We start from the raw sequence: 21,362 nt of genomic DNA on the forward strand, positions 1-21,362 counted from the left end.
CATTTTCAGTGCCGATCCATCGTCATTGTTGGTTTTCCCAGTCAGGAGAGAAGCTGTGAAACACCCGGTCCAACGGCTCAACAGCAGCCGCAATAGCCTCGCCCAATCCATTTCCACCGTACTCGCCAGCAGCACCCTGCTGCTGGTCGGAGCGCTGGCATCCTCTTCTGCGTTCGCGCAGGAACAGGCCACCAACCTTGACCGGATCACCGTCACCGGGTCCAACATCCCGCGTACGAACACCGAAACCCCCTCGCCCGTCCAGGTGGTCACCCGCCAGGAGATCGACCGCACCGGCAAGACCACGGTCGCCGAATACCTGCAGACCCTGACCGCCGACGGCGCCGGTTCGATTCCCAAGACCTTCGGCAACGGCTTTGCCGGCGGCGGCGCCGGCATCTCGCTGCGCGGCCTGGGTGCCGGCTCGACGCTGGTGCTGTTGAATGGCCGCCGCATGGCGACCTACGGCCTGGCCGATGACGGCCAGAAGGTCTTCACCGACCTGAGCACCATTCCGCTGGATGCGGTGGAGCGCATCGATATCCTCAAGGACGGCGCCTCGGCCATCTATGGTTCGGACGCGATCGCCGGCGTGGTCAACATCATCCTGCGCAACGACTTCCAGGGCGCCGTGCTGCGCGCCTCCTACGGCACCTCCGGCGATGGCGACGGCAATGCCAAGAAGGCCACGCTGACCGCCGGTACCGGCGACCTCAACAGCGACGGCTGGAACGCGTTCTTCAGCCTGGACGTGGGCAAGACCGACGCGATCAAGATCAGCGACCGCAAGAACCGCAAGTGGATCGGCACCGGCGACATCCGCCAGTGGGGCTACGATGCGGCCGATGCGCAGTTCCTGGGTGGCGCGTACCTGTCCGGCGGCACCGCCGGCGGCACCGGCCCGAACGGCTCGGTGTTCAACAGCGCCGGCCAGCTCGTCGCCTTGCCCGGCTGCGCCGGCCTGACCACCATTCCCGGCCAGTCCGATGCCACCGCGCAGGCCCAGGGTTGCCTCTGGGACCCGGCACAGCAGTTCCGTGACCTGAGCCCGGAAGAGAAGTACGTCAACGTGTTCGGCCGTGCCAGCTTCGCCTTCGGTGAAGGTGGTGAGGTCTACACCGAAATCGGCTACTCCAAGAAGGAAACCGTCTTCTCCAACACCCCGTCCGGCGTGTCCGGCGGCTGGGGTTACCCGGGCGGCCCGGTCAACGCCAATAGCGGCGCTGGCGCCACCGTGCTGGGGCCGACCCATCCCGACAACCCGATTCCGGGCCAGGCCTCGCGCCTGCGCTATTCGGCATGGGACGTGGGCGGTCGCGTGACCAACAACACCAATGAGTTCAACCGCTTCCTGGCCGGCGTGAAGGGCAACTGGGGCGAGTGGAGCTACGACACCGCCTACCTGCATTCGGGTACCGACCTGACCAACAAGCGCACCGGCTTCCTGCGCTACAGCGCCGTGCGCTGTGCGCTGGGCAATCCGGCCTGCCCGGGTGGCGTGTGGCGCATCGGCGACAATGCCGGGGCGAACTCGCAGGCGCTGTATGACTACATCTCGCCGACCATCAGTGCCAGCGCCAAGTCCAGCCTGGACATGTTCAACTTCACCGTGTCGCGCAGCCTGATGGACCTCAAGGGCGGCCCGCTCGGCCTGGCCATGGGTACCGAATGGCGCAAGACCAGCAACAGCCTGACCCCGCAGACCTACACCGACCAGGGCGACATCATCGGCCTGGGCTACTCGGCCTATGACGGTACCCAGAACGTGTACGCCGGCTACGCCGAATTGTCCGCGCCGGTGCTGGAACAGCTGGAACTGAGCGGCGCGGTGCGTTACGACAAGTACGAAAGCGGTGAAGGCAAGGCCACGCCGAAGCTGGGCGTGAAGTGGACCCCGACCGACTGGCTGGCGCTGCGTGCCAGCTATGCCGAAGGTTTCCGCGCGCCGAACCCGGCCGAAAACGGTGACGGCGGCCTGGCTGCGTTCTCCAATGCACGCGACCCGGTGCGTTGCGCGATCGATCCGGCCAACGAGTGCACCGCGCGTTCGGTGGCCATCATCACCCGTCCCAACAAGGACCTGAAGCCGGAAGAGTCCAAGAGCTACTCGGTCGGTATCGTGATGCAGCCGACGTCGACGACCTCGTTGACCGTCGATGCGTGGCAGATCAAGCGCACCAACGAAATCGCCCAGGGCAGCACCGCCGCGGCGATCGCGGCCGGCAACGTCCTGCGTGATGCCAACAACATTGGCGGCGTGGCCAACAGCGGCACGATCCTGGCCGTCAACACCGCGTATGTGAATGCCAACTCGTCGCGTGTGCGCGGTATCGATACCGATATCCGCCAGACGTTCGACATCGGCCCGGGTCAGTTGGAGATGGACCTGCAGTGGAGCCACGTGCTGAAGTTCGAGCGCACCGAAGGCGACGAAACCGTCGACTACGCCGGCACCCACGGCAACTGCGACGTGACCAACTGCATCGGCACCCCGAAGGACCGTGTCAACTTCGGCACCACCTGGAAGCAGGGCGCCTGGAGTGTCAGCGGCGTCGCCAACTACATCGCCAAGATGGACAACACTGACAGGCGCGGTGGTGACTACCAGGCCTTCTACGCCGACGGTACGCCGGTGACGAAGATCTCCTCGTTCACCACGTTCGATCTCTCCGGCCGTTGGAACGTGACCGACATGTTCGAGCTGAATGCCTCGGTGCAGAACGTGTTCGATCGCATCGCCCCGCTTGATCCGACCACCTACGGCAGCGTGAACTACAACCCGCTGCACTTCAGCGGTGCCATCGGCCGTTACTTCACCGTGGGGGCCAAGTACACCTTCAACTGATGCAACCGCACGTGTGAAACGAAAAGCCCGGGCAGTGCCCGGGCTTTTTGTTGGGGCGGTATTGGCGCTGGTTTCGATCATTGCCGCGCTGCGCGCGGCCAGCCGACCAACGGTCGGCTCTACCCCGCCCTGCGCCATGTGGTGGGTGCCGGTTGGCGTTGGTTTGGATCATTGCCGCATTGCGCGCGATGCCACCCTGGATGGCGGGCAAAAAAAAGCCTCGCATCGCTGCGAGGCTTCTCAAAACTTGGCGCCCGAAGTTGGACTCGAACCAACGACCCCCTGATTAACAGTCAAGTGCTCTAACCGGCTGAGCTATTCGGGCGGGGTGCGCATTGTAGCCCGTTTTTCACAGGATGTAACCCGTTTTCGGAGCTTTTCTTCAAGCCCGTTGTCAGGCGCGGTGGTACGGGTGGTTGGCCAGCATCGCCGCCGCGCGATACAGCTGCTCGGCCACCACCAGGCGCACCAGCATGTGCGGCAACGTCAGCGGACCAATCGACCATTTCTCATCGGCCAGCGCCGACACTTCCGCCGAATGGCCTTCGGGCCCACCGATCAGGAACGCCATGTCGCGGCCCTGCCCGCGCCAATGCTCCAGCCGCTGCGCCAACTGCTCGGAACTGAGCTGGCGGCCCGGCACATCGAGCGCGACCACGTAGGCATTCTTCGGCAGCGCCGCAATCACCCGCTTGCCTTCATCATCGGTGGCCCGGCGCGCGTCGCGGCCCTTGCCACGCAGGCCCGGCTCGATCTCCACCAGTTCGAAGGGCAACCAGTGCGACAGACGCTTCTGGTACTCGGCAAAGCCCTGCGCCACCCAGGCGGGTGCGCGTTCGCCGGTGGCGATCAGCCTGGCTTTCATCTGCAGTCTCCCGGCATCGGGGGCGATGCCGTTGAAATGACAACGGCGCCATCGGCGCCGTCATCGTGTCCGCGACACACCGCTTCAGCGTGCGCCGTGGCCGTACTCGTCGCCTTCTTCGGCGTCGTCGTCGAGCAGGCTCGGCGGCTGGTCGCCGACCGTCCACAGGCGCTCCAGCGCGTAGAACTCCCGCACGCGCGGCAGCATCACGTGCACCACCACGTCGCCCAGGTCGACCAGCACCCACTCGGCTTCGCGCTCGCCTTCCACGCCCAGCGGCATCACGCCCAGGGCCTTGGCGAACTTCACCACCTCATCGGCGATCGACTTCACGTGGCGGCTGGAGGTGCCCGAGGCGATCACCATGTAATCGGCGACGCTGGACTTGCCGATCACATCGATTTCGACAAGATCCTTGGCCTTCAGTTCTTCGGTGGCCTTGCGCACGCACTCCAGCAGCTGCGCATTGGAGGGTGCCGGGTTCGGCATCTGGACCTTGATGGTCTGGGGCTGGGCTTGGTTGCTCAAAGCGGGTGAACTCGATAAATGTGGGGCCGATTATACGGGCCGAATGCCCTGTGCGTATTCACAACGGCCGGGCACCGTACAGGCCCCGGTCGGCGATGTAGTCGGCTACGGCCGGCGGCAGCAGGCTGCGCCAGTCTTCGCCGGCGGCGATCCGGCCGCGCACGGCACTGGCCGATTCCTCGCGCAGTGGGGTCTGCAGGCGCAGCAGGCGCCCGGCCGGGGCGCCCAGCAGCGCGCGCTCGTGGTCGGCCCAGCGCCCGGCCAGGGCGGCCTCCAGCGCGGGCGGCAGGGCCTGTTCCAACGGGCTGCCCGGGCGGTCGGCCACGATGAAGTGGGCCAGCCCAAACAGGGCCTCCCAGTCATGCCAGCCGGTCAGGCCCAGCAGGCTGTCGGCGCCCACCAGCCACGCCAGCGGCTGATGGGGGCCCAGCTCGGCACGCAGTTCGCGCAGGGTATCGACCGTATAGGACGGTACCCCGGGCTGGCGCGCGGCCCGTTCCAGCTCGCGCAGGTCGAGCAGCAGGCCCGGTTCGTCGCCGATCGCCAGGGCCAGCATGTGCGCACGCTGCCCGGCGTCGGCGCCCGGGGCGGCCCGGTGCGGCGGGTCGGCCGCCGGCAGCAGGCGTACCGCCACCTGCAACTGGTCGCGCGCCGCGCGCGCGATCGCCAAGTGGCCCAGGTGTACAGGATCGAAGGTACCGCCATAATGAATGCGCAGACCCATGCCGCTCAGGCGCGGGCCAGCAGGCGCACGGCGCGGGCCTCGGCCACGGCCAGCAGCAAGCGCTCCAGCCCCAGCCACGGGTCGCCGTCGGCACGGCCCTTGGCCATGCGGTCGACCAGCCCGGCCTCGGCCACGAAACGCTCCCAGCGCTTGGGTTCGGGATGGCGCTGCAGGGCGCGCTTGAACGGCGCCTGGCGCGATTCCCAGATTCCCCGGCTCTTCATCTCGGCGGCCAGGTTGCCGCCCCGGGCCTGCACACGGGCCAGCCCGGCAGTGGAGAGCAGCTCGCGGATGACCATCGGGGTCAGCGCCGCCACCGCTTCGCCCTCGCCCCGCAGCCCGGCCAGCATGCGCAGCACGGCCACCGGCTGCCCTGAGAACGTCGCCTCCAGCAGCCGGAACACGTCATAACGGGCGGCGTCGGCCACCAGCGATTCCATCGTGTCCACGTCCAGGGTCTGCCCGGCGGCCAGCAGGGCCAGCTTGTCTATCTCCTGCGCGGCGGCCAGCAGATTGCCTTCCACGCGCTCGGCCAGGCGCTGCACGGCAGCCGGCTCGGCACGCAGGCCCTTGCTGCGCAGGCGGCGTTCGATCCAGTCCGGCAGCTCATGCGGCTTGATCGCCCAGGCCACCGACAGTACGCCGACGCGGTTGACCGCCTCGGCCCACTTGCCCTGGTGGGCCTTGCTCCATTCGTTGCAGGTGATCAGCAGGATCACGTCCGGCGCAGGATTCGCGCAGAACTGGCTGATCACCTCGGCGCCTTCCTTGCCCGGCTTGCCGCTGGGCAGGCGCAGCTCCATCAATCGACGTGGGCTGAACAGGCTGGGCGCGTTGAAGCTGGCCTCGACCTGGTGCCAATCGAAATCGCGGCCGTCCGCGTCGAACACCTCGCGCTCGTCGATGCCGTCGGCACGGGCGCGGGCGCGCACCGCATCGGCCGCTTCGAGCACGCGCAGGGTTTCCGGGCCGGCGATCAGGTAAATCGGCGCCAGTGCCTGGCCGGCCGGCTGGCTGGCGAATTGTTCGGGTCGCAGTTCCATCCTGGCGCCGGTCCGGAAGGACCGGTCAGTGCCCCGGGATGGGCGTAGCAGGGGCCGCCGGCGGCTGCACCGCCGGTTCAACCGGGGTGGTCGCCGGGGTGGCCGGCTTGGCCGGTACGCGGCCTTCCATCTCGGCGCGTACCACGCTGTCGATGCGGCGCATGATCGAGGCCGACATCTCACGACGCAGTTCGTCGGCAAGGATCTCGCGCTCGGTGGTGGTACCGGTGGCGTCGGTGGGCGGGGACACGTAGTCGCGCGACAGTTCGATCACCTGCTGCGGGACCAGTTCGCTGCCATCCTCGCGCAGGAACTTGAAGATCACCGCGTAGCGCAGGCTGTATTCCTGGGCACGGCCCTGGGCATCGATGGCGATCGGCAGGTCACCCCAGCGCTCGGACAGCACCTGCAGCTGGGCCGCCTTGCCGCTGTCGTCCGACTCGGCGATCTGCGCGCCCGACGACTGCAGCCCCCGGCGCAGCAGCTTGGCCAGCTCGCTGTAAGGCGCGGTGGACACCACCTTCACTGCGGCGGTATCGGCCGGCAGCATCAACTTGTTGCGCAGGTGGAAGCCGCAGCCGGCAAGCGACGCGGTCAGGACAAGGGCAAGCAGGAATCGGGTCATGGGCACAGTCTGGGGGAGCCGGGCGGGCGCGGCAACAGGCATTGAAGATGCCCGATGCCGCGTGAACGTAGCACGTAGAGCGGGGCTCTGCCCCGCTCCAAGGGTCGCCGGGTAGAACCCGGCTCTACGGGGTGCTGCAGCCGGGTAGAACTCGGCTTTGCGGTAGCCGGGTAGACCCCGGCTCTACGTGGGTCAGGCCGCTACGATGTTCACGATCTTGCCGGGCACGATGATGATCTTGCGCACGGTCAACCCGTCCAGGAACTTGGCCGCGTTCGGTTCGGCCAGGCCCAGTGCTTCGATCTGGTCACGCGGCGCGTCGGCGGCCACTTCGATGGTGCCCCGCAGCTTGCCGTTGACCTGCACCGCCAGGGTGACCGCATCGCGCACCAACGCACTGCTGTCAGCCTGCGGGAACGCCTGGTCTTCCAGCAGCGTCTCGCCGTGGCCCAGTACCTGCCACAGCGCATGGCTGGCATGCGGGGTGATCGGGTTGAGCAGCAGCACGGTGGCCTGCAGCGCTTCCTGGCGGACCGCGCGGCCCTGCCCGCTCGCGTCGTCGAACTTGGCCAGCGCGTTCATCAGTTCCATCACCGCGGCAATGGCGGTGTTGAAGCTGTGGCGGCGGCCGTAGTCGTCGCCCACCTTGCCGATGGTTTCGTGGGTCTTGCGGCGCAGCACCTTCTGCTCGGCGTTCAGCGCGGCCACGTCCAGCGCCGGTGCCGGGCCCTCGGCGGCGTGCTTCTGCACCTGCGTCCACAGGCGGCGCAGGAACCGCGCCATGCCATCGACGCCGGCCTCGTTCCACTCCAGCGACTGCTCCGGCGGTGCGGCGAACATCGAGAACAGGCGCACCGTGTCGGCGCCGTACTTGCTCACCATCACCTGCGGGTCCACGCCGTTGTTCTTGGACTTGGACATCTTCTCGGTGCCGCCGATCACCACCGGCTGGCCGTCGGCGATCAGGGTGGCGCCGGTGATGCGGCCGCGCTCGTCGCGCTGCACGTCCACGTCGGCCGGGTTGATCCAGTCCTTGGAGCCGTCCGGGTTCGGGCGGTAGTAGGTCTCGGCGATCACCATGCCCTGGCACAGCAGGTTCTGCGCCGGCTCGTTGCTGTCCACCATGCGCGCATCACGCAGCAGCTTGTGGAAGAAACGGAAGTACATCAGGTGCAGGATCGCGTGTTCGATGCCACCGATGTACTGGTCCACCGGCAGCCAATAGTTGCCGCGCTTGTCCACGGCATCGCGGGCACCGGGCGAGGTGTAGCGCGCGTAGTACCAGCTGGACTCCATGAAGGTGTCGAAGGTGTCGGTTTCGCGCTCGGCCGCACCGCCGCAGTCCGGGCAGGTGGTCTTGCGCCATTCCGGATCGGCCTTGATCGGCGAACCGGTGCCGACGAAGTTGACGTTCTCGGGCAGCACCACCGGCAGCTGTTCTTCCGGCACCGGCAACGCGCCGCACTTGGGGCAGTAGATCACCGGAATCGGGCAGCCCCAGTAGCGCTGGCGGCTCACGCCCCAGTCGCGCAGGCGGTAGTTGACGCGGCGCTGGCCCTGGGCCTTGCGCTCGAACCGTTCAGCCAACGCCTCGAAGGCGCCCTGGAAATCCAGGCCGTCGAACTCGTCGGAGTTGACCAGCTCGGTGTCGCGGGTCTTGTCGCCGTACCAGTCCTGCCAACGCGTGGCGTCGTACGCGCTTTCTTCCTTGCGCAGCGCCTTCAGCGCGATGACCTGGCGGATCGGCAGGCCGTACTTGGTGGCGAACTCGAAGTCGCGCTGGTCATGGCCCGGCACGGCCATCACCGCGCCGGTGCCGTAGCCCATCAGCACGAAGTTGGCCACCCACACCGGCACCTGGGCGCCGGTGACCGGATGCACGGCGCGCAGGCCGGTATCCATGCCACGCTTTTCCTGGGTTTCCAGTTCGGCTTCGGACACGCCGCCCTGCTTCATCTCGGCCAGCAGCGCGGCCAGCGCCGGGTTGGACTTGGCCGCATGCTGGGCCAGCGGGTGTTCGCCGGCGATCGACACGAAGGTCACGCCCATCACCGTGTCAGGGCGGGTGGTGAACACGCGCAGCGAATCCAGCGCGCTGCCGTCGGCGTCGCGCACGTCGAACTGGATTTCCAGCCCTTCGGAACGGCCGATCCAGTTGCGCTGCATGGTCTTGACCGAATCGGGCCAGCCCGGCAGTTCGTCCAGGCCGTCCAGCAGTTCCTGGGCGTAATCGGTGATGCGCAGGAACCACTGCGGGATCTCGCGCTTTTCCACCAGCGCGCCGGAGCGCCAGCCGCGGCCGTCGATGACCTGCTCGTTGGCCAGCACGGTCTGGTCGATCGGGTCCCAGTTCACCACCGCGTTGCGGCGGTAGGCCAGGCCCTTGCGCATCAGCCGGGTGAACATGCGCTGCTCGTGCACGTAGTACTCGGGCGTGCAGGTGGCGAACTCGCGCGACCAGTCCACCGCATAGCCCATGGCCTTGAACTGGCCCCGCATGTGCTCGATGTTGGCGTAGGTCCACTTGGCCGGCGCGGTCTTGTTCTTGATCGCCGCATTCTCGGCCGGCAGGCCGAAGGCGTCCCAGCCCATCGGCTGCAGCACGTTGTGCCCGGTCATCCGCTTGTAGCGGCTGATCACGTCACCGATCGTGTAGTTGCGCACGTGGCCCATGTGCAGCGCCCCGGACGGGTACGGCAGCATCGAGAGGCAGTAGTACTTCGGCTTGTCCGACGTCTCGCTCACCTCGAAGGCACGGGTGGCGTCCCAGAACTTCTGGGCGGCGGATTCAACCTGCTGCGGATCGTAAACGTTGGGTTCGACGCTGGTCATGTAAACGCTGTGCGGCGGCAAAGCGGTAGAGGATACCGCAGTGCGACAAGGGGCTCCAATTCCCGCCGGAAAGGACCGGCCATGCTCGCTCTTGGCCCAGGCCGGGCGCAGTCCTGCGCCGATTGCCGGCCGTTCGGGCGGGATCACGGGGCCTTGGGACCGCCGGTTCTGTGACCGGAATCCGCCCACGGCGCGGGGTTTCCCGTCAGCACCGCCGGATTTCCCCCGATCCCCGCGGGGTGTCGGCGGACCGAAGCTGGGGTGGCAGGGATCGCCCGACTCCCGACCCCGCCGACCACGGTCGCCCCTCCGGAGTCCACAGGAGACACTCAAGATGCGTTTGATCCGTCAGGGCGCTGTCGCCCTCAGCATGATCTTCGCGGTGGCCGCCACCGCCCACGCCGCCAGCTTCACCTGCGCCTACACGCTCAGCGACGGCAGCTTCGGCACGTATTCGGTGGATGCGGCCGATGGCACCGATGCCACCAACCAGGCCTTGGCACTGCTCAACAGGGACCACCCGGGTGCGGGCTTCCGCCTGCAATGCAGCGCCGATTGATACCGACGGGGCGCTAGACCGCGCCCCGTTTTGCCCACGCCGCCACCGGCAGTGCCGCCACCAGCCACACCGCCCAGCAGGCAAACGCCAGCCGCTGCGCCAAGGGCGCCGGCATCCACAGCTGCAGCACGAAGGCGGCCAGCAGCATCGCCAGACCGCAGCCCAGGTGCAGCAGCGCCTGCGCGCGGATGCCAGGCGCGCGCAACGCGCCCCACCCGTACATCACTGCGCCCGGCACGAACGCCAGCACCCAGACCATCCACGCACTGGCGTGGTACTGGCTGGCCGGGCTTTCGATGTCGCTGGCATCCAACGGCAGCACGCCCATGGCGGCGAAGGCCAGCCCGGCCAGCACCAGCAGCTGCACGCCTACCCGCATCGACCACGGTGCGGTGCGGGGCACCCGCAGCAGCAGGCGCATGCCCACCGCGACGGCCAACAGGCCAGGCAGCACGAACCCCAGCACGCTGAAGGCCTGCGCATGCGGCACCCCGATCGCGCCCAGCAACGCCACTGGATGGCGCAGCGCGTGGTAGCCAGGCAGTGCCAGCCCGAATCCGACTACCGCGGCCACGAACAGGCCAGCGGCGATGGCGCCAACAACGCGATCGAAGCGGTGCAAGGGGTACATGGGAAATCGGCCTGCGTGGTTCGGGGCTGCGCATTGTCACCGGTTTGCATCGATCCCGGGGACCGGGGTTGCGTCCCGCAACCTGCGCACCCATACACTGCGTACATCTTTAATCGTTGATTGCCGACCATGAGCGAATTGCCGCACGTCTTCGACGCCACCACCGCCACCTTCGAAACCGAGGTGCTGCAGAAGTCCCTGCAGACGCCGGTGCTGGTCGACTTCTGGGCCAGCTGGTGCGAGCCCTGCAAAACCCTGGGGCCCATGCTGGAAAAGCTGGCCGGTGAGTACCACGGCGCCTTCGAGCTGGCCAAGGTCGACGTGGATGCCGAACAGCAGATCGCAGCGGCCTTCCAGATCCGCTCGGTGCCCACCGTGTTCCTGGTCAAGGGTGGCCAGCTGGTGGACGGCTTCCCCGGTGCGATCCCGGAAGGGCAGCTGCGCGAGTTCCTGGCCCAGCACGGGGTGACCCCGGCCGAGCCGGCCGCCGACGCCGTGGCCGAGCCCGAACCGCTGGACCCGCAGGCCCAGGTCGACGTGCTGCGTGCGGCAATTGCCGCCGAGCCGGACAAGGACGAACTCAAACTGGACCTGGCGCTGGCCCTGCTGCAGACCGGCGGCACCGCCGAGGCCAGCACGCTGATCGATGCGCTGCCGGCCAACCTGGCCACTGACGACCGTGCCGTGCGCGCCCGCGCCCGCCTGGATTTTGCCAACGCGCTGCAGGACGCACCGGCCGCCGAGACGCTGGACGCCCGCATCGCCGCCAATGGCGACGACCTGCAGGCCCGCCACCTGCGCGGGGTGCAGTTGCTGCTGGGCGGCGAGGATGAAGCCGCGCTGGAACAGTTCCTGGCCATGCTGCGCAGCGACCGCACCTTCGCCGAGGGCCTGCCGCGCAAGCTGCTGATCGACGCCTTCAAGGTGATTGCCGACGAGGACCTGGTGGGCCGCTATCGCCGCCGGATGGCATCGCTGCTGTTCTGATCCGGCGCAGGAGGCGCCACGCGTTCAGTTACCCGGGACGGATGCGCCTCGCCCACATGGAATGTGACGGAGGTCACGTTCAGAAACTCTGCACGGGTCCCGGGCGATAATGCGAACGCGGCGTCCACGACGCCGCGATCCATTCGGGGGGATGAGGTCTGGGCCATGGGGGCCGCACGGCTGAGCCCCGCCCAGCAGGGCACAGATGACCGTGAGTTCGACCCGCTTGCTTCATTCCTGTTCGCTGTCAGCCCGCCTGGTGCTGGTGGCAGCCCTGCTGTTCTCCGCCTTTCCTCTGCTGGCCCAGGACTGGACCTACCGGGTGCGTCCCGGTGACACCCTGTGGGATCTCGGTTCGCGGTATCTGAAGCCGTCCGTTCCGTGGGAACACCTGCAAACCCATAACCGCGTGAGCGACCCGTATCGGTTGTCGCCGGGCAGCCAGCTGCGCTTCCCGGTGGCGTGGCTGGCGGTGCAGCCCGTGCCAGCCCGCGTGCTCGCGCTGCGCGGATCGGTGCAGGTGGGCGACACGGCCCAGGGCGGACTGCGTGATGTCTTCGAAGGCCAGCTGCTGACGATCGGCCAGCATCTGGTAACCGGCGCCGATGCCAGCGTCACCCTCGTGTTTGCGGATGATTCGCGGCTGCAGCTGCGCGAAAACTCGCGCCTGCGCCTGGACCAGCTCAGCCGCTACGGGCACACCGGCATGGTCGACACCCGCATACGCCTGCAGCAGGGCCGCACCAGCAACCGGGTGACCCCCGCAACGGGGCCGGCGTCGCGCTACATCATCGATGCCCCCACGGCGACCAGCAGCGTGCGCGGCACCGTGTTCCGGGTCAGCGCCGGCGGTGACGGGCGCAGCGCGGCCACAGAAGTACTGCAGGGCAAGGTGCAGGTTGGCAACGAACGTGGCCAACGCCTGGTCACCCGCGGCCAGGCCACCCGCAGCACGTCGCAGGACACCCGCCCCGGCGAACTGGAGCCGTTGCTGCCGGCGCCGCTGCTGGACCGGGCGCAGCTGCGCCTGGACCCGCTGCCCGCGCAACTGGCGTGGGCGGCGGTGGACCAAGCCGCGCACTACCGGGTGGAAGTGGTGCGCGCCGACCAACCCGAGATCCTGCTGTTCGCACAGGACACCCCTGCCACCACCCTGACCCTGCCGGATCTGGCGCCCGGCACGCTGCGTGTGCTGGTCCGCGCCGTCAGCGCCGACGACGTGGAAGGTCTCGATGCCGAGCACGATTTCGAGGTGCGTGACCAACCGCCCGCACCGTTGACGATACGCCCGGTCAACCAGGAAACCATCAACAGCGCGCGCCCACGCTTCCAGTGGAGCCAGGTCGACGGGGCTGCATCCAGCGTGCTGCAGATCGCGCGCGACGAACAGTTCCTGGTGCCCGTGCTGGAGCAGCAGAGCACCAGCCCACATGCACGCGCGGCCAAGGACCTGGCCCCGGGCGCGTACTTCTGGCGTGTGGCCTCGCGCGATGGCAACGGCCACCGCGGTCGCTTCGGCCAACCGGTGGCGCTCACCCTCACCGACACCCCGGTCGATCCGGCCCTGCAGCCGCCGCAGGCCGCCAAGGGCCAACTGACGCTGCGCTGGCAGGCCGGCGAAACCGGTCAGCGCTACCGCGTGCAGATCGACCGCAAGGGCGATTTCACCCACCCGCTACTGGACCGCGAGGTCGACCAGCCCGAGGTGTCGCTCAAGCGTCCCTGGCACGGGACCCTGCACGTGCGCGTGCAGTACATCGACGACGACGGCTATGCCGGCCCGTTCTCGCCGGCACAGCAGGTCGCGCTGCCCTGCCGCACGTGCTACGGCGCTGGCGGCGGCGCCCTGCTGCTGTGGCTGCTGCTGTGAAACCACTGGCACTGTCGTGGCCGCAGCGGCTGGCGCTGTCGGCGCTGGTGGGTGGCCTGGCCGCCGTTGCCAGCCACTGGCAGTGGTTCTGGCAGCAGGACGAGGCGGTTTACGATGCGTACGTCGGGGCGTGGGACTACCCGCCCGACCCGCGCCTGTTGATCGTGGCGATCGACGACAGCAGCCTGCAGCAGATCGGGCAGTGGCCCTGGCCGCGCTCGACCCACGCACGCCTGCTTGACCGCCTCACCGAGGCCGGCAGCGCGCGGGTCGTGCTGGACCTGATGCTGTCCGAACCGGACCGCCAGGATGCGGCGCAGGATGCGGACCTGGCGGCGGCGATCCGTCGCAACGGCCGCGTGGTGCTGCCGGTGCTGGCCGCACCGGCCAGTGGCCCGAACATGGCCGAGGAACTGCTGCCCATCCCGCTGATCGCCGCCAATGCGGCCACGCTCGGGCACACCGATATCGAAGTGGACGCCGACGGGGTGGCACGCGGCCTGTACCTCACCGCCGGGATCGGCTCACCCCACTGGCCCGCCCTAGGGCTGGCGCTGGCCGGCGCGCGCGGCCCGCTGCCCGGCCTGCGCGATCCGGACCCGGGACAGTCCTCGCCGTATCAATGGCGACGCGATCACTACGTGCGGGTGCGCTACGCCGGCCCGCCCGAACGGTTTCCGCAGGTGTCCTACGTGGACCTGCTCAACGGCAACGTCGACCCGGCGCTGCTGCGCGGGCGGCTGGTGCTGGTGGGCATGACCGCCAGCGGCATCGCTCCCCGCCTGCTCACCCCGACCACGCGCGAGCGCTGGATGAGCGGCAGCGAGTATCAGGCCAACGTCGCCTCCATGCTGCTCACCGACAAGGTCATCACCCTGCCACCCACGCTGTGGCGGGACCTGCTCAGCGGCCTGCTGGTGGCGCTGTGCTGCCTGGGCCTGTCGCTGCCCCGGGCATCGGCCAGCGCGCTGTTGGCCTTGCCGTCCACCCTGCTGCTCAGCTTCGTGCTGCTGCGCGTCGGCAACCTCTGGTTTGCCCCCGCCGCGGCGCTGACCGGCATGCTGGCCGTCATCTGCGCGTGGGTGTTGTGGCGGATCAGCGCTTGGCGCCGCCAGGCCAACAGCGATGCGCTGACCGGGTTGGGCAACCGCCTGCGTTTCGAGCAGACCCTGCAGCAGGAGCACGACGCCGGACGTCGCAGTGGTCGCCCGCTGAGCCTGGTGCTGATCGACGTGGACCACTTCAAGCACCACAACGATATGCATGGCCACCAGGTCGGCGACACCGTCCTGCGCCTGATCGCCAGCGAGATCGGCGCGCACGCTCGGCGGCCGCGCGACATGGCCGCGCGTTTCGGCGGCGACGAGTTCGCGCTGATCCTGCCCGACACCGCGGCCGACGGCGCGGTGCAGGTGATCGAAGACCTGCTGGCACGGGTACGCCTGCTGGAGGTGCCCGGCGCGCAGGGCGAACGCATCCACATCACCCTGACCGTGGGCGTGTATACGCGCGTGCCCGCCGCCAGCAGCGAACCGCGGCATTTCTTTGAAGGCGCCGATGCGGCGCTGTACAAGGCCAAGGCCGCCGGGCGCGACGGCTACATGGCCGACGACGGCGACTGACCGCGCCACCATACGCTTGCGAATGGTAAGCTGCGCCCCTCGTTCGCAACCTGGGTCGACCCGATGAAAGCCAGCGTGTTCCGCCACGGCATGAACCTGTGGCCGCCGTTCCTGTTCACTGGCATCCACGTCACGCAGGTCAGCCCCGACTACCGCCACGTGCGCGTCGAGCTGCGCATGCGCCCCTGGAACCGCAACTACGTGGGCACCCACTTCGGCGGCAGCCTGTTTGCGATGACCGATCCGTTCTGGATGCTCACCGTGATGCACAACCTGGGCCGCGACTACTACGTGTGGGATCGGGCCGGCGAGATCGAGTTCCTCAAACCGGGTCGCGGCACGGTGCGTGCGGAATTCCATCTGGACGACGCGCTGCTGGACCAGCTGCGTGCCGCCACGGCCGGTGGTGAAAAATACCTGCACTGGTTCAGCAACGACATTCTCAACGCACAGGGCGAGGTGGTCGCGCGGGTACGCAAGCAGGTGTACCTGCGGCTGAAGCCGGACGCGCGCAACGGCGGCGCGCGCAAGGGCTGAGCACGCGGCGTGCTTGCTATGCTCGGCGCCCCCAACGTCGGCCCCTGCATCATGCGCACCCTGCTTATCGCCCTGCCCCTGCTGTCCCTGCCGGCGCTTGCGCACGCACTGGACATACCGCCGGTGGATTATCCGACGCTGCCGGCCACCGCCGCCGACGCCAACGGCTTCGTGCCGCGCGGCTGGCGCATTGAACAGCGGCTGGACGGCGACCTCAACGCCGACCGGCGTGCCGACCTGGTGCTGGTGCTGCGCCAGCAGGATCCCCGCAACGTGCTTGAACACGACGGCATGGGCATCAGTCCGCTGGACAGCAACCCGCGCCTGCTCGCGATCGCCTGGGCGCGGCCGGATGGCACCTATGCGCTGGCCGCGCAGAACCACCAGCTGATTCCGCGCCACGAGTACCCGAACCTGTCAGACGTGTTCGAAGACGGCGCCGGCGGCGTATCGATCGTGCGCGGCACGCTGCAGGTGGTCCTGTACGCGTTCTCCAACGCCGGCAGCTGGGCCACCGGTTCCACCCGCTTCACCTTCCGCTGGCAGCACGATGCCTTCGCGCTGATCGGCTACGACAACGATTCAATGATGCGCAACTCCGGGCAGACCGAATCGGTGAGCATCAACTACGCCACCGCGAAGGTGCGCCGCGCGAGCGGCAGCATCGAGACCGACGGCGAGCAGGTGAGATGGGAGAAACTGCTCTCGAAGAAGCGCTGGACGCTGGACAGCATCGGCGACGGCGCGGCGTTCACTCCGCTGCCGTAACCGCGCCGCTCAATGCGGGCGCCACGCCTGTGGCAGCGCTGCGCTGACCCACGGCGGCCCGCCGTCGCCCGCGCGGCCGTACCGCGGCACCTGCACCCGCTGCCCATCGGCGCTCAGCTGCGGCGGGCGCTGCGTGCTGCGCAGCGCCTGCGGCATCGCGGCCAGGCGGGCCAGCGCGTCGGTCTGGCCACGCGGCTGCCCATGCAGCCACAGCATCGCCCCCGCCAGCCGCAGCTGGGCGCCGGCATCCTGCATGCGAAGGGAATAGTCGTCGTATGCCGGCTCGCTGATGGCCAGCGTCATGCAACCGGCCGCGTTGGCCACGCAGGCCAATGACCAGATCGACGGCGCCGCGGGCAGCTGCACGGGGCGATCGTCGTGGATCTGCGCCTGCACCTTGGCGCCGCAGGTGCGCGACATCTGCCAGGCATTGCGGGCCTGGGTCTTGCCTTCGACGTGCAACCAGCCTTGCGCCTGCTCCAGCGCCGGCTGGTTGGCCATCGCCGCCCGCACGAACGCAAACTCGCCGCGCATCGGCAGGCACAGGTCCAGCTCGGCCACCGTGGGGGCGACGAGGGCCTGCTGGCACGTCGCCGGGACGGCTGCCCCCGCAGGCAGCTCGGCCAGGATCTCGGTGAACAGGCCCGCGTTGCGCTCGGCCATCGCCGACCCCACCATCGCCACCAGCACGCTATCGCTGCGGGCCATCAGCATGCGCCCGGTGCGGATGTCCTCGCAGGTGCCCTGCAGTGCCTGGGTGCTGTTGCCGCGCACATGCGCCAGGGCATGCCACGAGGTGCGCTCCATCAGCACCTGGAACGCCGGGAACGGCATCGCCGTGTCGGGCACGAACAGCGAACGGTAGTGATCGTCCTCGCCCAGCGCCGCAATCCGTGCGTGCAGCCCGTCATGCCCGGCATGGGCCTGCGCGACCGCATCGGCGTCGGCACGTACCGCAGCCAGACAGGCGCTGACATCGCGCCTGCACCACCGGGTGGCCGGCGTGACTTTCGCAACGTGCGTTTCGACCGCCACGGCATCGCCGGCCGGCGCTGCGCCGCGGGCCGGGCCCGGCGCCCAACGGCGCGCATCCTCTGCGGTCTGCGCCTGTATCTGCGCCGGCGTCATGCCGTCATGGTCCAACAGCCAGATCGCCGGGAACGCGTTGCGTTCGGGTGCCATCGCGGGCAACCCTGCCTCCATGACCTGCAGCGCCCGGCGTTCCTCAGCCGGCACCGGCATCAGCCATGACACCAGCAGCACCCCGCCCACCAGCACCCCCATGCCCAGCACGGTCACGCCCACCCACTTCAGTCCCTTCAACACAGCATTCCCTTCATGCGCCGCTCCCTGCGACCGCAGGCAGGGTAATCCGGGTGGCCGCACCGCTACAATGCGTCGATGTCGCCCGAAGCCCCCCAACTTGTTCCGCGCCCCTCCCTGCAGCGCCTGTTCCTGACCGGTCTGCTGACCCTGCTGCCGATCTGGCTGACCTGGGTGGTGGTCAAATTCGTGTTCGTGCTGTTGTCGGGCATTTCCAGCCCGGTGGTGGTGCCCCTGTCCGAGCAGATCGCCGCCTCGTTCCCGCACTACCTGGGCTGGGTCAAGGTGGAGTGGATGCAGAACCTGATCGGCCTGGCCGCCACCCTGCTGGTGATCCTCAGCGTGGGCGTGCTCAGCCGCCGGGTGATCGGCCAGCGCCTGCTGCGCTGGTTCGGCGCGGTGATCAAGCGCATCCCGCTGGCCAGCATCATCTACGACAGCGCCAAGAAGCTGCTGGACATGCTGCAGACCGAGCCGGGCAGCACCCAGCGCGTGGTGCTGATCGACTTCCCGCACCGTGACATGAAATCGGTGGGCCTGGTGACACGGGTGATCCGCGAACAGGGCTCCGACCGCGAGCTGGCCGCAGTGTATGTGCCGACCACGCCCAACCCCACCTCCGGCTACCTGGAAATCGTGCCGGTGGAACTGCTGACCCCCACCGACTGGACCGTTGACCAGGCAATGAGCTTCATCATCTCCGGCGGTGCCGTCGCGCCGGAAAGCGTGCCGTTCACCCGCGCCGGCGACCGCTGAGGTGAGCGCGCGGCCGTTGCAGGACCGTGCGGTGCTGTTGTTCATCGCGCTGTCGGCGTTCTTCTGCGCCAATGCGGTGCTGGCCGAACTGATCGGGGTGAAGATCTTCGCGCTCGAAGACACGCTCGGGCTGGCGCCGTTCAACTGGAATCTGTTCGGCCAGACCGGCTCGCTCAGTTTCACCGCCGGCACGCTGTTGTGGCCGGTGGTGTTCATCATGACCGACACCATCAACGAGTTCTTCGGCCGCCGCGGGGTGAAGTTCATCTCGTGGCTGGCGGTGGTGTTGATCAGCTACGGCTTCGTGTTCGCCTTCGCGGCGATTTCGCTGGTGCCGGCCAGCTGGTGGGTCACCTCGATGAGCGCCCACGGCGTGCCCGATTACCAGGCCGCCTTCGCCGCGGTGTTCGGCCAGGGCATGTGGACCATTGCCGGTTCGCTGGTGGCCTTCCTGGTCGGGCAGCTGATCGATGTCTCGATCTTCCATCGCATCCGCCGGGCCACCGGTGAACGCCACGTCTGGTTGCGCGCCACGGGCTCCACGGCGGTATCGCAGCTGGTGGACAGCTTCGTGGTGATCTGGATCGCGTTCGTGCTGGGCCCGCAGCAGTGGCCCACCGCGCTGTTCCTGGCGGTCAGCAGCGTCAACTACGTCTACAAGATGGGCTTCGCCATCGCCCTGATTCCCTTGCTGTACCTGATGCGGCGCGCCATCACCCGCTACCTGGGCGCCGAACGCGCCGCGCAGCTGCGTGCCGACGCTGCAGCTGACTGAGGCCCGTACCGCACGAAACTGACCAGGGGCCAGCGCTGGCCGTACGGGCACGGATCGGGCAAGCTCCCCGGTCTGTGTGTTTTACGGATACCGCCGATGCCCCATCCCGCCCGCGCCCTGGCGCTCGCCATCGCCGCCCTGCTGCTGTTCGGCAGCGCCGCCCCGGCTGAAGCTGCCAAGAAGAAGGCCAACCGGCCGGCTGCCGCGCAGACCCGCTCCGCCGCCAAGCCCAAGGCCAAGCCGCGCGCACGTCCGGCCGCCGCGCCCGCGCGCCAGCCACTGGTCCGCCAGCAGAGCAAGGCCGCCCAGCTCAACCGCATCTACGACGAATACTGGGATGCCTCGATGCGGCTCAACCCGCTGCAGGCCACCTTCCAGGGCGATGCACGCCACAACGACCAGCTGCCCAACATCCTGTCGGCCGCCTACCGCCAGCAATCGCATGATTTCACCGTGGAATGGCTGGGCAAGGTCGAGAAGATCGGCACCGACGGCCTGACCGGGCAGGACCTGCTCAGCTACGAAATCTTCGTGCGCGACGCGCGCATGTCGCTGGCCGCCGAGAAGTACCCCAGCTGGATGCTGCCGGTCAGCCAGTACTACAACCTGGGCAGCATCATGGCCATCCTGGGCTCCGGCTCGGGCGCGCAGCCGTTCAATACCGTGGCCGACTACGACAGCTGGTCCAGGCGCTCGCTGGGGATCGCACCGCTGTTCGACCAGGCCGTGGCCAACATGCGCGACGGCATGAAGGCCGGCGTGGTGCAGCCGCGCGACCTGATGGAAAAGGTGCTGCCGCAGCTGGATGCGGTGATCAAGCCGACCGCCGAGGAGAGCATCTTCTGGGCCCCGGTACGCAACATGCCCGAGGACTTCCCGGCGGCGGACAAGGCGCGCATCAGCGCCGAGTACAAGCGCATGATCGAGTACCGCATCATGCCGGCCTACCGCGCCCTGCGCGGCTTCATCGCCACCGAATACCTGCCGGCCACGCGCACCAGCGATGGCCTGGGTGCGCTGCCCAACGGCCAGGCCTGGTACACCCAGAACATCGTGCAGAGCACCGCCGCCACCCTGGATGCCAAGCAGATCCACGCCGTCGCCGAACAACGCGTAGCCAGCCTGCAGGCGCAGATCGCCGCGACGCTCAAGGACAACAAGATCCGCGGTTCGCAGCAGAAGGTGCTGCGCAACATGCGCACCGACCGCAGCTTCCAGTACGCCAACAGCGAGGCGTTGCTGACCCGCTACAAGCAGTTGCAGGCCCAGGTGGGCAGCCGCCTGCCCGCCCTGCTGGGCACCCTGCCGAAGGCGCCGCTGGAGGTCCGTGCGGTTGAACCCGAACGTGCCGCAAGTGCGTCGGCGGTGGCCTACCAGCCGCCCCTGCCCGACGGCATGCGTCCGGGCATCCTGTACGTCAACACCACCAACCTGCCGAGCCGCCGCCGCTGGGCGGCGCCGATGCAGTTCCTGCATGAAGGCATTCCCGGCCACCACGTGCAGCTGGGACTGCAGCAGGAGCTGGACAAGCTGCCGCGCTTCCGCCGGCTGGGCGGCGATATCGCCTTCATCGAAGGCTGGGGCCTGTATGCCGAATCGGTGGGTGAGCAGCTGGGCGTGTACCAGGACCCCTACGAGCGCATCGGCTACCTGCAGGCCGCGCTGACCCGCGCCGCCCGCATGGCCGCCGACACCGGCGTGCATGCGCAGGGCTGGAGCAAGCGCCAGGCGGTGGATTACCTGGTCAAGACCGCCGACATGCCCACCGAAGATGCCACCGCCGAAGTCGAGCGTTTCATGGCCCTGCCCGGGCAGACCCTGCCCAACGGCCTGGGCGAACTGAAGATGGTGGAACTGCGCGATCGCGCCAAGGCCGCGCTCGGCCCGCGCTTCGACCTGCGCCGTTTCCATGAGGAAATCCTGCGCGACGGCTCGATGCCGCTGGACATCCTCGACGCCAAGATGACCCGCTGGATCGCGGCCGAAACCGCCGGCACGCCGACGCCCGCAGCGACCCCCTGACCCATGCACGGAGCCGGCCATGCAGCCCCCTGATCGCCCGCGTGACCGCA

Annotated in this window: 19 protein-coding genes and 1 tRNA gene; 11 read left to right on the forward strand and 9 right to left on the reverse strand. The window is 68.4% G+C overall.

Annotation, left to right across the window (positions count from 1 at the left end; genetic code table 11):
* Positions 1 to 55 precede the first annotated feature (55 nt).
* Positions 56 to 2,845 (forward strand): TonB-dependent receptor, encoded by a 2,790-nt coding sequence (locus tag GQ674_RS13425; protein WP_159497475.1) that lies wholly within the window; start codon positions 56 to 58, stop codon positions 2,843 to 2,845.
* 13 nt (positions 2,846 to 2,858) lie between these two features.
* Positions 2,859 to 3,131 (forward strand): hypothetical protein, encoded by a 273-nt coding sequence (locus tag GQ674_RS13430; protein ID WP_159497476.1) that lies wholly within the window; start codon positions 2,859 to 2,861, stop codon positions 3,129 to 3,131.
* Here GQ674_RS13430 and GQ674_RS13435 read toward each other — a convergent pair.
* From GQ674_RS13435 to leuS, 7 genes are all read right to left on the reverse strand, one after another.
* Positions 3,094 to 3,170 (reverse strand) — tRNA-Asn (locus GQ674_RS13435). The genes GQ674_RS13430 and GQ674_RS13435 overlap by 38 nt on opposite strands.
* Positions 3,171 to 3,239: 69 nt before the next feature.
* Entirely contained in the window at positions 3,240 to 3,710 is a 471-nt protein-coding gene (gene rlmH / locus GQ674_RS13440) for a 23S rRNA (pseudouridine(1915)-N(3))-methyltransferase RlmH (RefSeq protein ID WP_038687106.1), read from the reverse strand.
* An 84-nt stretch (positions 3,711 to 3,794) separates the two neighbouring features.
* Positions 3,795 to 4,199 (reverse strand): ribosome silencing factor, encoded by a 405-nt coding sequence (gene rsfS / locus GQ674_RS13445; protein WP_051598970.1) that lies wholly within the window; start codon positions 4,197 to 4,199, stop codon positions 3,795 to 3,797.
* Between the two features lie 97 nt (positions 4,200 to 4,296).
* Positions 4,297 to 4,962 (reverse strand): nicotinate-nucleotide adenylyltransferase, encoded by a 666-nt coding sequence (gene nadD, locus GQ674_RS13450; protein ID WP_159497477.1) that lies wholly within the window; start codon positions 4,960 to 4,962, stop codon positions 4,297 to 4,299.
* Positions 4,963 to 4,967: 5 nt separating this feature from the next.
* Positions 4,968 to 6,005, reverse strand: coding sequence for a DNA polymerase III subunit delta (gene holA, locus GQ674_RS13455; protein ID WP_159497478.1), 1,038 nt, complete (start codon positions 6,003 to 6,005; stop codon positions 4,968 to 4,970).
* A gap of 25 nt (positions 6,006 to 6,030) precedes the next feature.
* A complete protein-coding gene (lptE, locus tag GQ674_RS13460; RefSeq protein WP_159497479.1) occupies positions 6,031 to 6,630 on the reverse strand; it encodes an LPS assembly lipoprotein LptE in 600 nt (199 codons plus the stop codon).
* 192 nt (positions 6,631 to 6,822) lie between these two features.
* On the reverse strand, positions 6,823 to 9,462 hold the full coding sequence (gene leuS / locus GQ674_RS13465; protein WP_159497480.1) for a leucine--tRNA ligase: 2,640 nt from the start codon (positions 9,460 to 9,462) through the stop codon (positions 6,823 to 6,825).
* 334 nt (positions 9,463 to 9,796) lie between these two features.
* Between leuS and GQ674_RS13470 the strand changes: the two genes are divergently transcribed.
* Positions 9,797 to 10,021, forward strand: a complete 225-nt coding sequence (locus GQ674_RS13470) for a hypothetical protein (RefSeq protein WP_159497481.1) — start codon at positions 9,797 to 9,799, stop codon at positions 10,019 to 10,021.
* A 13-nt stretch (positions 10,022 to 10,034) separates the two neighbouring features.
* On the opposite strand, the gene GQ674_RS13475 is transcribed toward GQ674_RS13470, so the two are convergent.
* On the reverse strand, positions 10,035 to 10,652 hold the full coding sequence (locus GQ674_RS13475) for a DUF998 domain-containing protein (RefSeq protein ID WP_159497482.1): 618 nt from the start codon (positions 10,650 to 10,652) through the stop codon (positions 10,035 to 10,037).
* 129 nt (positions 10,653 to 10,781) lie between these two features.
* Between GQ674_RS13475 and trxA the strand changes: the two genes are divergently transcribed.
* From trxA to GQ674_RS13500, 5 genes are all read left to right on the forward strand, one after another.
* On the forward strand, positions 10,782 to 11,639 hold the full coding sequence (gene trxA / locus GQ674_RS13480) for a thioredoxin (protein ID WP_159497483.1): 858 nt from the start codon (positions 10,782 to 10,784) through the stop codon (positions 11,637 to 11,639).
* A gap of 205 nt (positions 11,640 to 11,844) precedes the next feature.
* A complete protein-coding gene (locus GQ674_RS13485; protein ID WP_159497484.1) occupies positions 11,845 to 13,509 on the forward strand; it encodes a FecR domain-containing protein in 1,665 nt (554 codons plus the stop codon).
* Complete coding sequence (locus tag GQ674_RS13490; RefSeq protein WP_159497485.1) at positions 13,506 to 15,131, forward strand: CHASE2 domain-containing protein; 1,626 nt, start codon at positions 13,506 to 13,508, stop codon at positions 15,129 to 15,131. The genes GQ674_RS13485 and GQ674_RS13490 overlap by 4 nt, the downstream gene beginning before the upstream one ends.
* Positions 15,132 to 15,194: 63 nt before the next feature.
* The gene (locus tag GQ674_RS13495) at positions 15,195 to 15,668 is read left to right on the forward strand and encodes a DUF4442 domain-containing protein (RefSeq protein WP_159497486.1); all 474 of its coding nucleotides are present in this window, start codon (positions 15,195 to 15,197) and stop codon (positions 15,666 to 15,668) included.
* 51 nt (positions 15,669 to 15,719) lie between these two features.
* Positions 15,720 to 16,436 carry a hypothetical protein gene (locus tag GQ674_RS13500; protein ID WP_159497487.1) on the forward strand — a complete coding sequence of 239 codons (717 nt, stop codon included), beginning with the start codon at positions 15,720 to 15,722 and terminating at the stop codon, positions 16,434 to 16,436.
* Positions 16,437 to 16,445: 9 nt separating this feature from the next.
* Here GQ674_RS13500 and GQ674_RS13505 read toward each other — a convergent pair whose 3' ends face one another.
* Complete coding sequence (locus GQ674_RS13505) at positions 16,446 to 17,762, reverse strand: hypothetical protein (protein ID WP_159497488.1); 1,317 nt, start codon at positions 17,760 to 17,762, stop codon at positions 16,446 to 16,448.
* Between the two features lie 75 nt (positions 17,763 to 17,837).
* On the opposite strand from GQ674_RS13505, the gene GQ674_RS13510 reads away from it, so the two are divergent.
* From GQ674_RS13510 to GQ674_RS13520, 3 genes are all read left to right on the forward strand, one after another.
* On the forward strand, positions 17,838 to 18,515 hold the full coding sequence (locus GQ674_RS13510) for a DUF502 domain-containing protein (protein WP_159497489.1): 678 nt from the start codon (positions 17,838 to 17,840) through the stop codon (positions 18,513 to 18,515).
* Between the two features lies 1 nt (position 18,516).
* On the forward strand, positions 18,517 to 19,290 hold the full coding sequence (locus GQ674_RS13515) for a queuosine precursor transporter (RefSeq protein ID WP_159497490.1): 774 nt from the start codon (positions 18,517 to 18,519) through the stop codon (positions 19,288 to 19,290).
* A 96-nt stretch (positions 19,291 to 19,386) separates the two neighbouring features.
* Entirely contained in the window at positions 19,387 to 21,312 is a 1,926-nt protein-coding gene (locus tag GQ674_RS13520) for a DUF885 family protein (protein WP_159497491.1), read from the forward strand.
* The last annotated feature ends 50 nt before the right edge of the window (positions 21,313 to 21,362 follow it).

It is taken from the genome of Stenotrophomonas sp. 364 (genome assembly GCF_009832905.1).
Taxonomy (GTDB): Bacteria; Pseudomonadota; Gammaproteobacteria; order Xanthomonadales; family Xanthomonadaceae; genus Stenotrophomonas; species Stenotrophomonas maltophilia_AP.

Excerpts from the sequence above, each read along its gene's own strand:
- rlmH (WP_038687106.1), bottom strand. The coding sequence starts at position 3,710 with ATGAAAGCCAGGCTGATCGCCACCGGCGAACGCGCACCCGCCTGGGTG.
- rsfS (WP_051598970.1), bottom strand. The coding sequence starts at position 4,199 with ATGCCGAACCCGGCACCCTCCAATGCGCAGCTGCTGGAGTGCGTGCGC.
- nadD (WP_159497477.1), bottom strand. The coding sequence starts at position 4,962 with ATGGGTCTGCGCATTCATTATGGCGGTACCTTCGATCCTGTACACCTG.
- holA (WP_159497478.1), bottom strand. The coding sequence starts at position 6,005 with ATGGAACTGCGACCCGAACAATTCGCCAGCCAGCCGGCCGGCCAGGCA.
- lptE (WP_159497479.1), bottom strand. The coding sequence starts at position 6,630 with ATGACCCGATTCCTGCTTGCCCTTGTCCTGACCGCGTCGCTTGCCGGC.
- leuS (WP_159497480.1), bottom strand. The coding sequence starts at position 9,462 with ATGACCAGCGTCGAACCCAACGTTTACGATCCGCAGCAGGTTGAATCC.
- GQ674_RS13470 (WP_159497481.1), top strand. The coding sequence starts at position 9,797 with ATGCGTTTGATCCGTCAGGGCGCTGTCGCCCTCAGCATGATCTTCGCG.
- GQ674_RS13475 (WP_159497482.1), bottom strand. The coding sequence starts at position 10,652 with ATGTACCCCTTGCACCGCTTCGATCGCGTTGTTGGCGCCATCGCCGCT.
- trxA (WP_159497483.1), top strand. The coding sequence starts at position 10,782 with ATGAGCGAATTGCCGCACGTCTTCGACGCCACCACCGCCACCTTCGAA.
- GQ674_RS13485 (WP_159497484.1), top strand. The coding sequence starts at position 11,845 with ATGACCGTGAGTTCGACCCGCTTGCTTCATTCCTGTTCGCTGTCAGCC.
- GQ674_RS13495 (WP_159497486.1), top strand. The coding sequence starts at position 15,195 with ATGAAAGCCAGCGTGTTCCGCCACGGCATGAACCTGTGGCCGCCGTTC.
- GQ674_RS13500 (WP_159497487.1), top strand. The coding sequence starts at position 15,720 with ATGCGCACCCTGCTTATCGCCCTGCCCCTGCTGTCCCTGCCGGCGCTT.
- GQ674_RS13510 (WP_159497489.1), top strand. The coding sequence starts at position 17,838 with ATGTCGCCCGAAGCCCCCCAACTTGTTCCGCGCCCCTCCCTGCAGCGC.
- GQ674_RS13520 (WP_159497491.1), top strand. The coding sequence starts at position 19,387 with ATGCCCCATCCCGCCCGCGCCCTGGCGCTCGCCATCGCCGCCCTGCTG.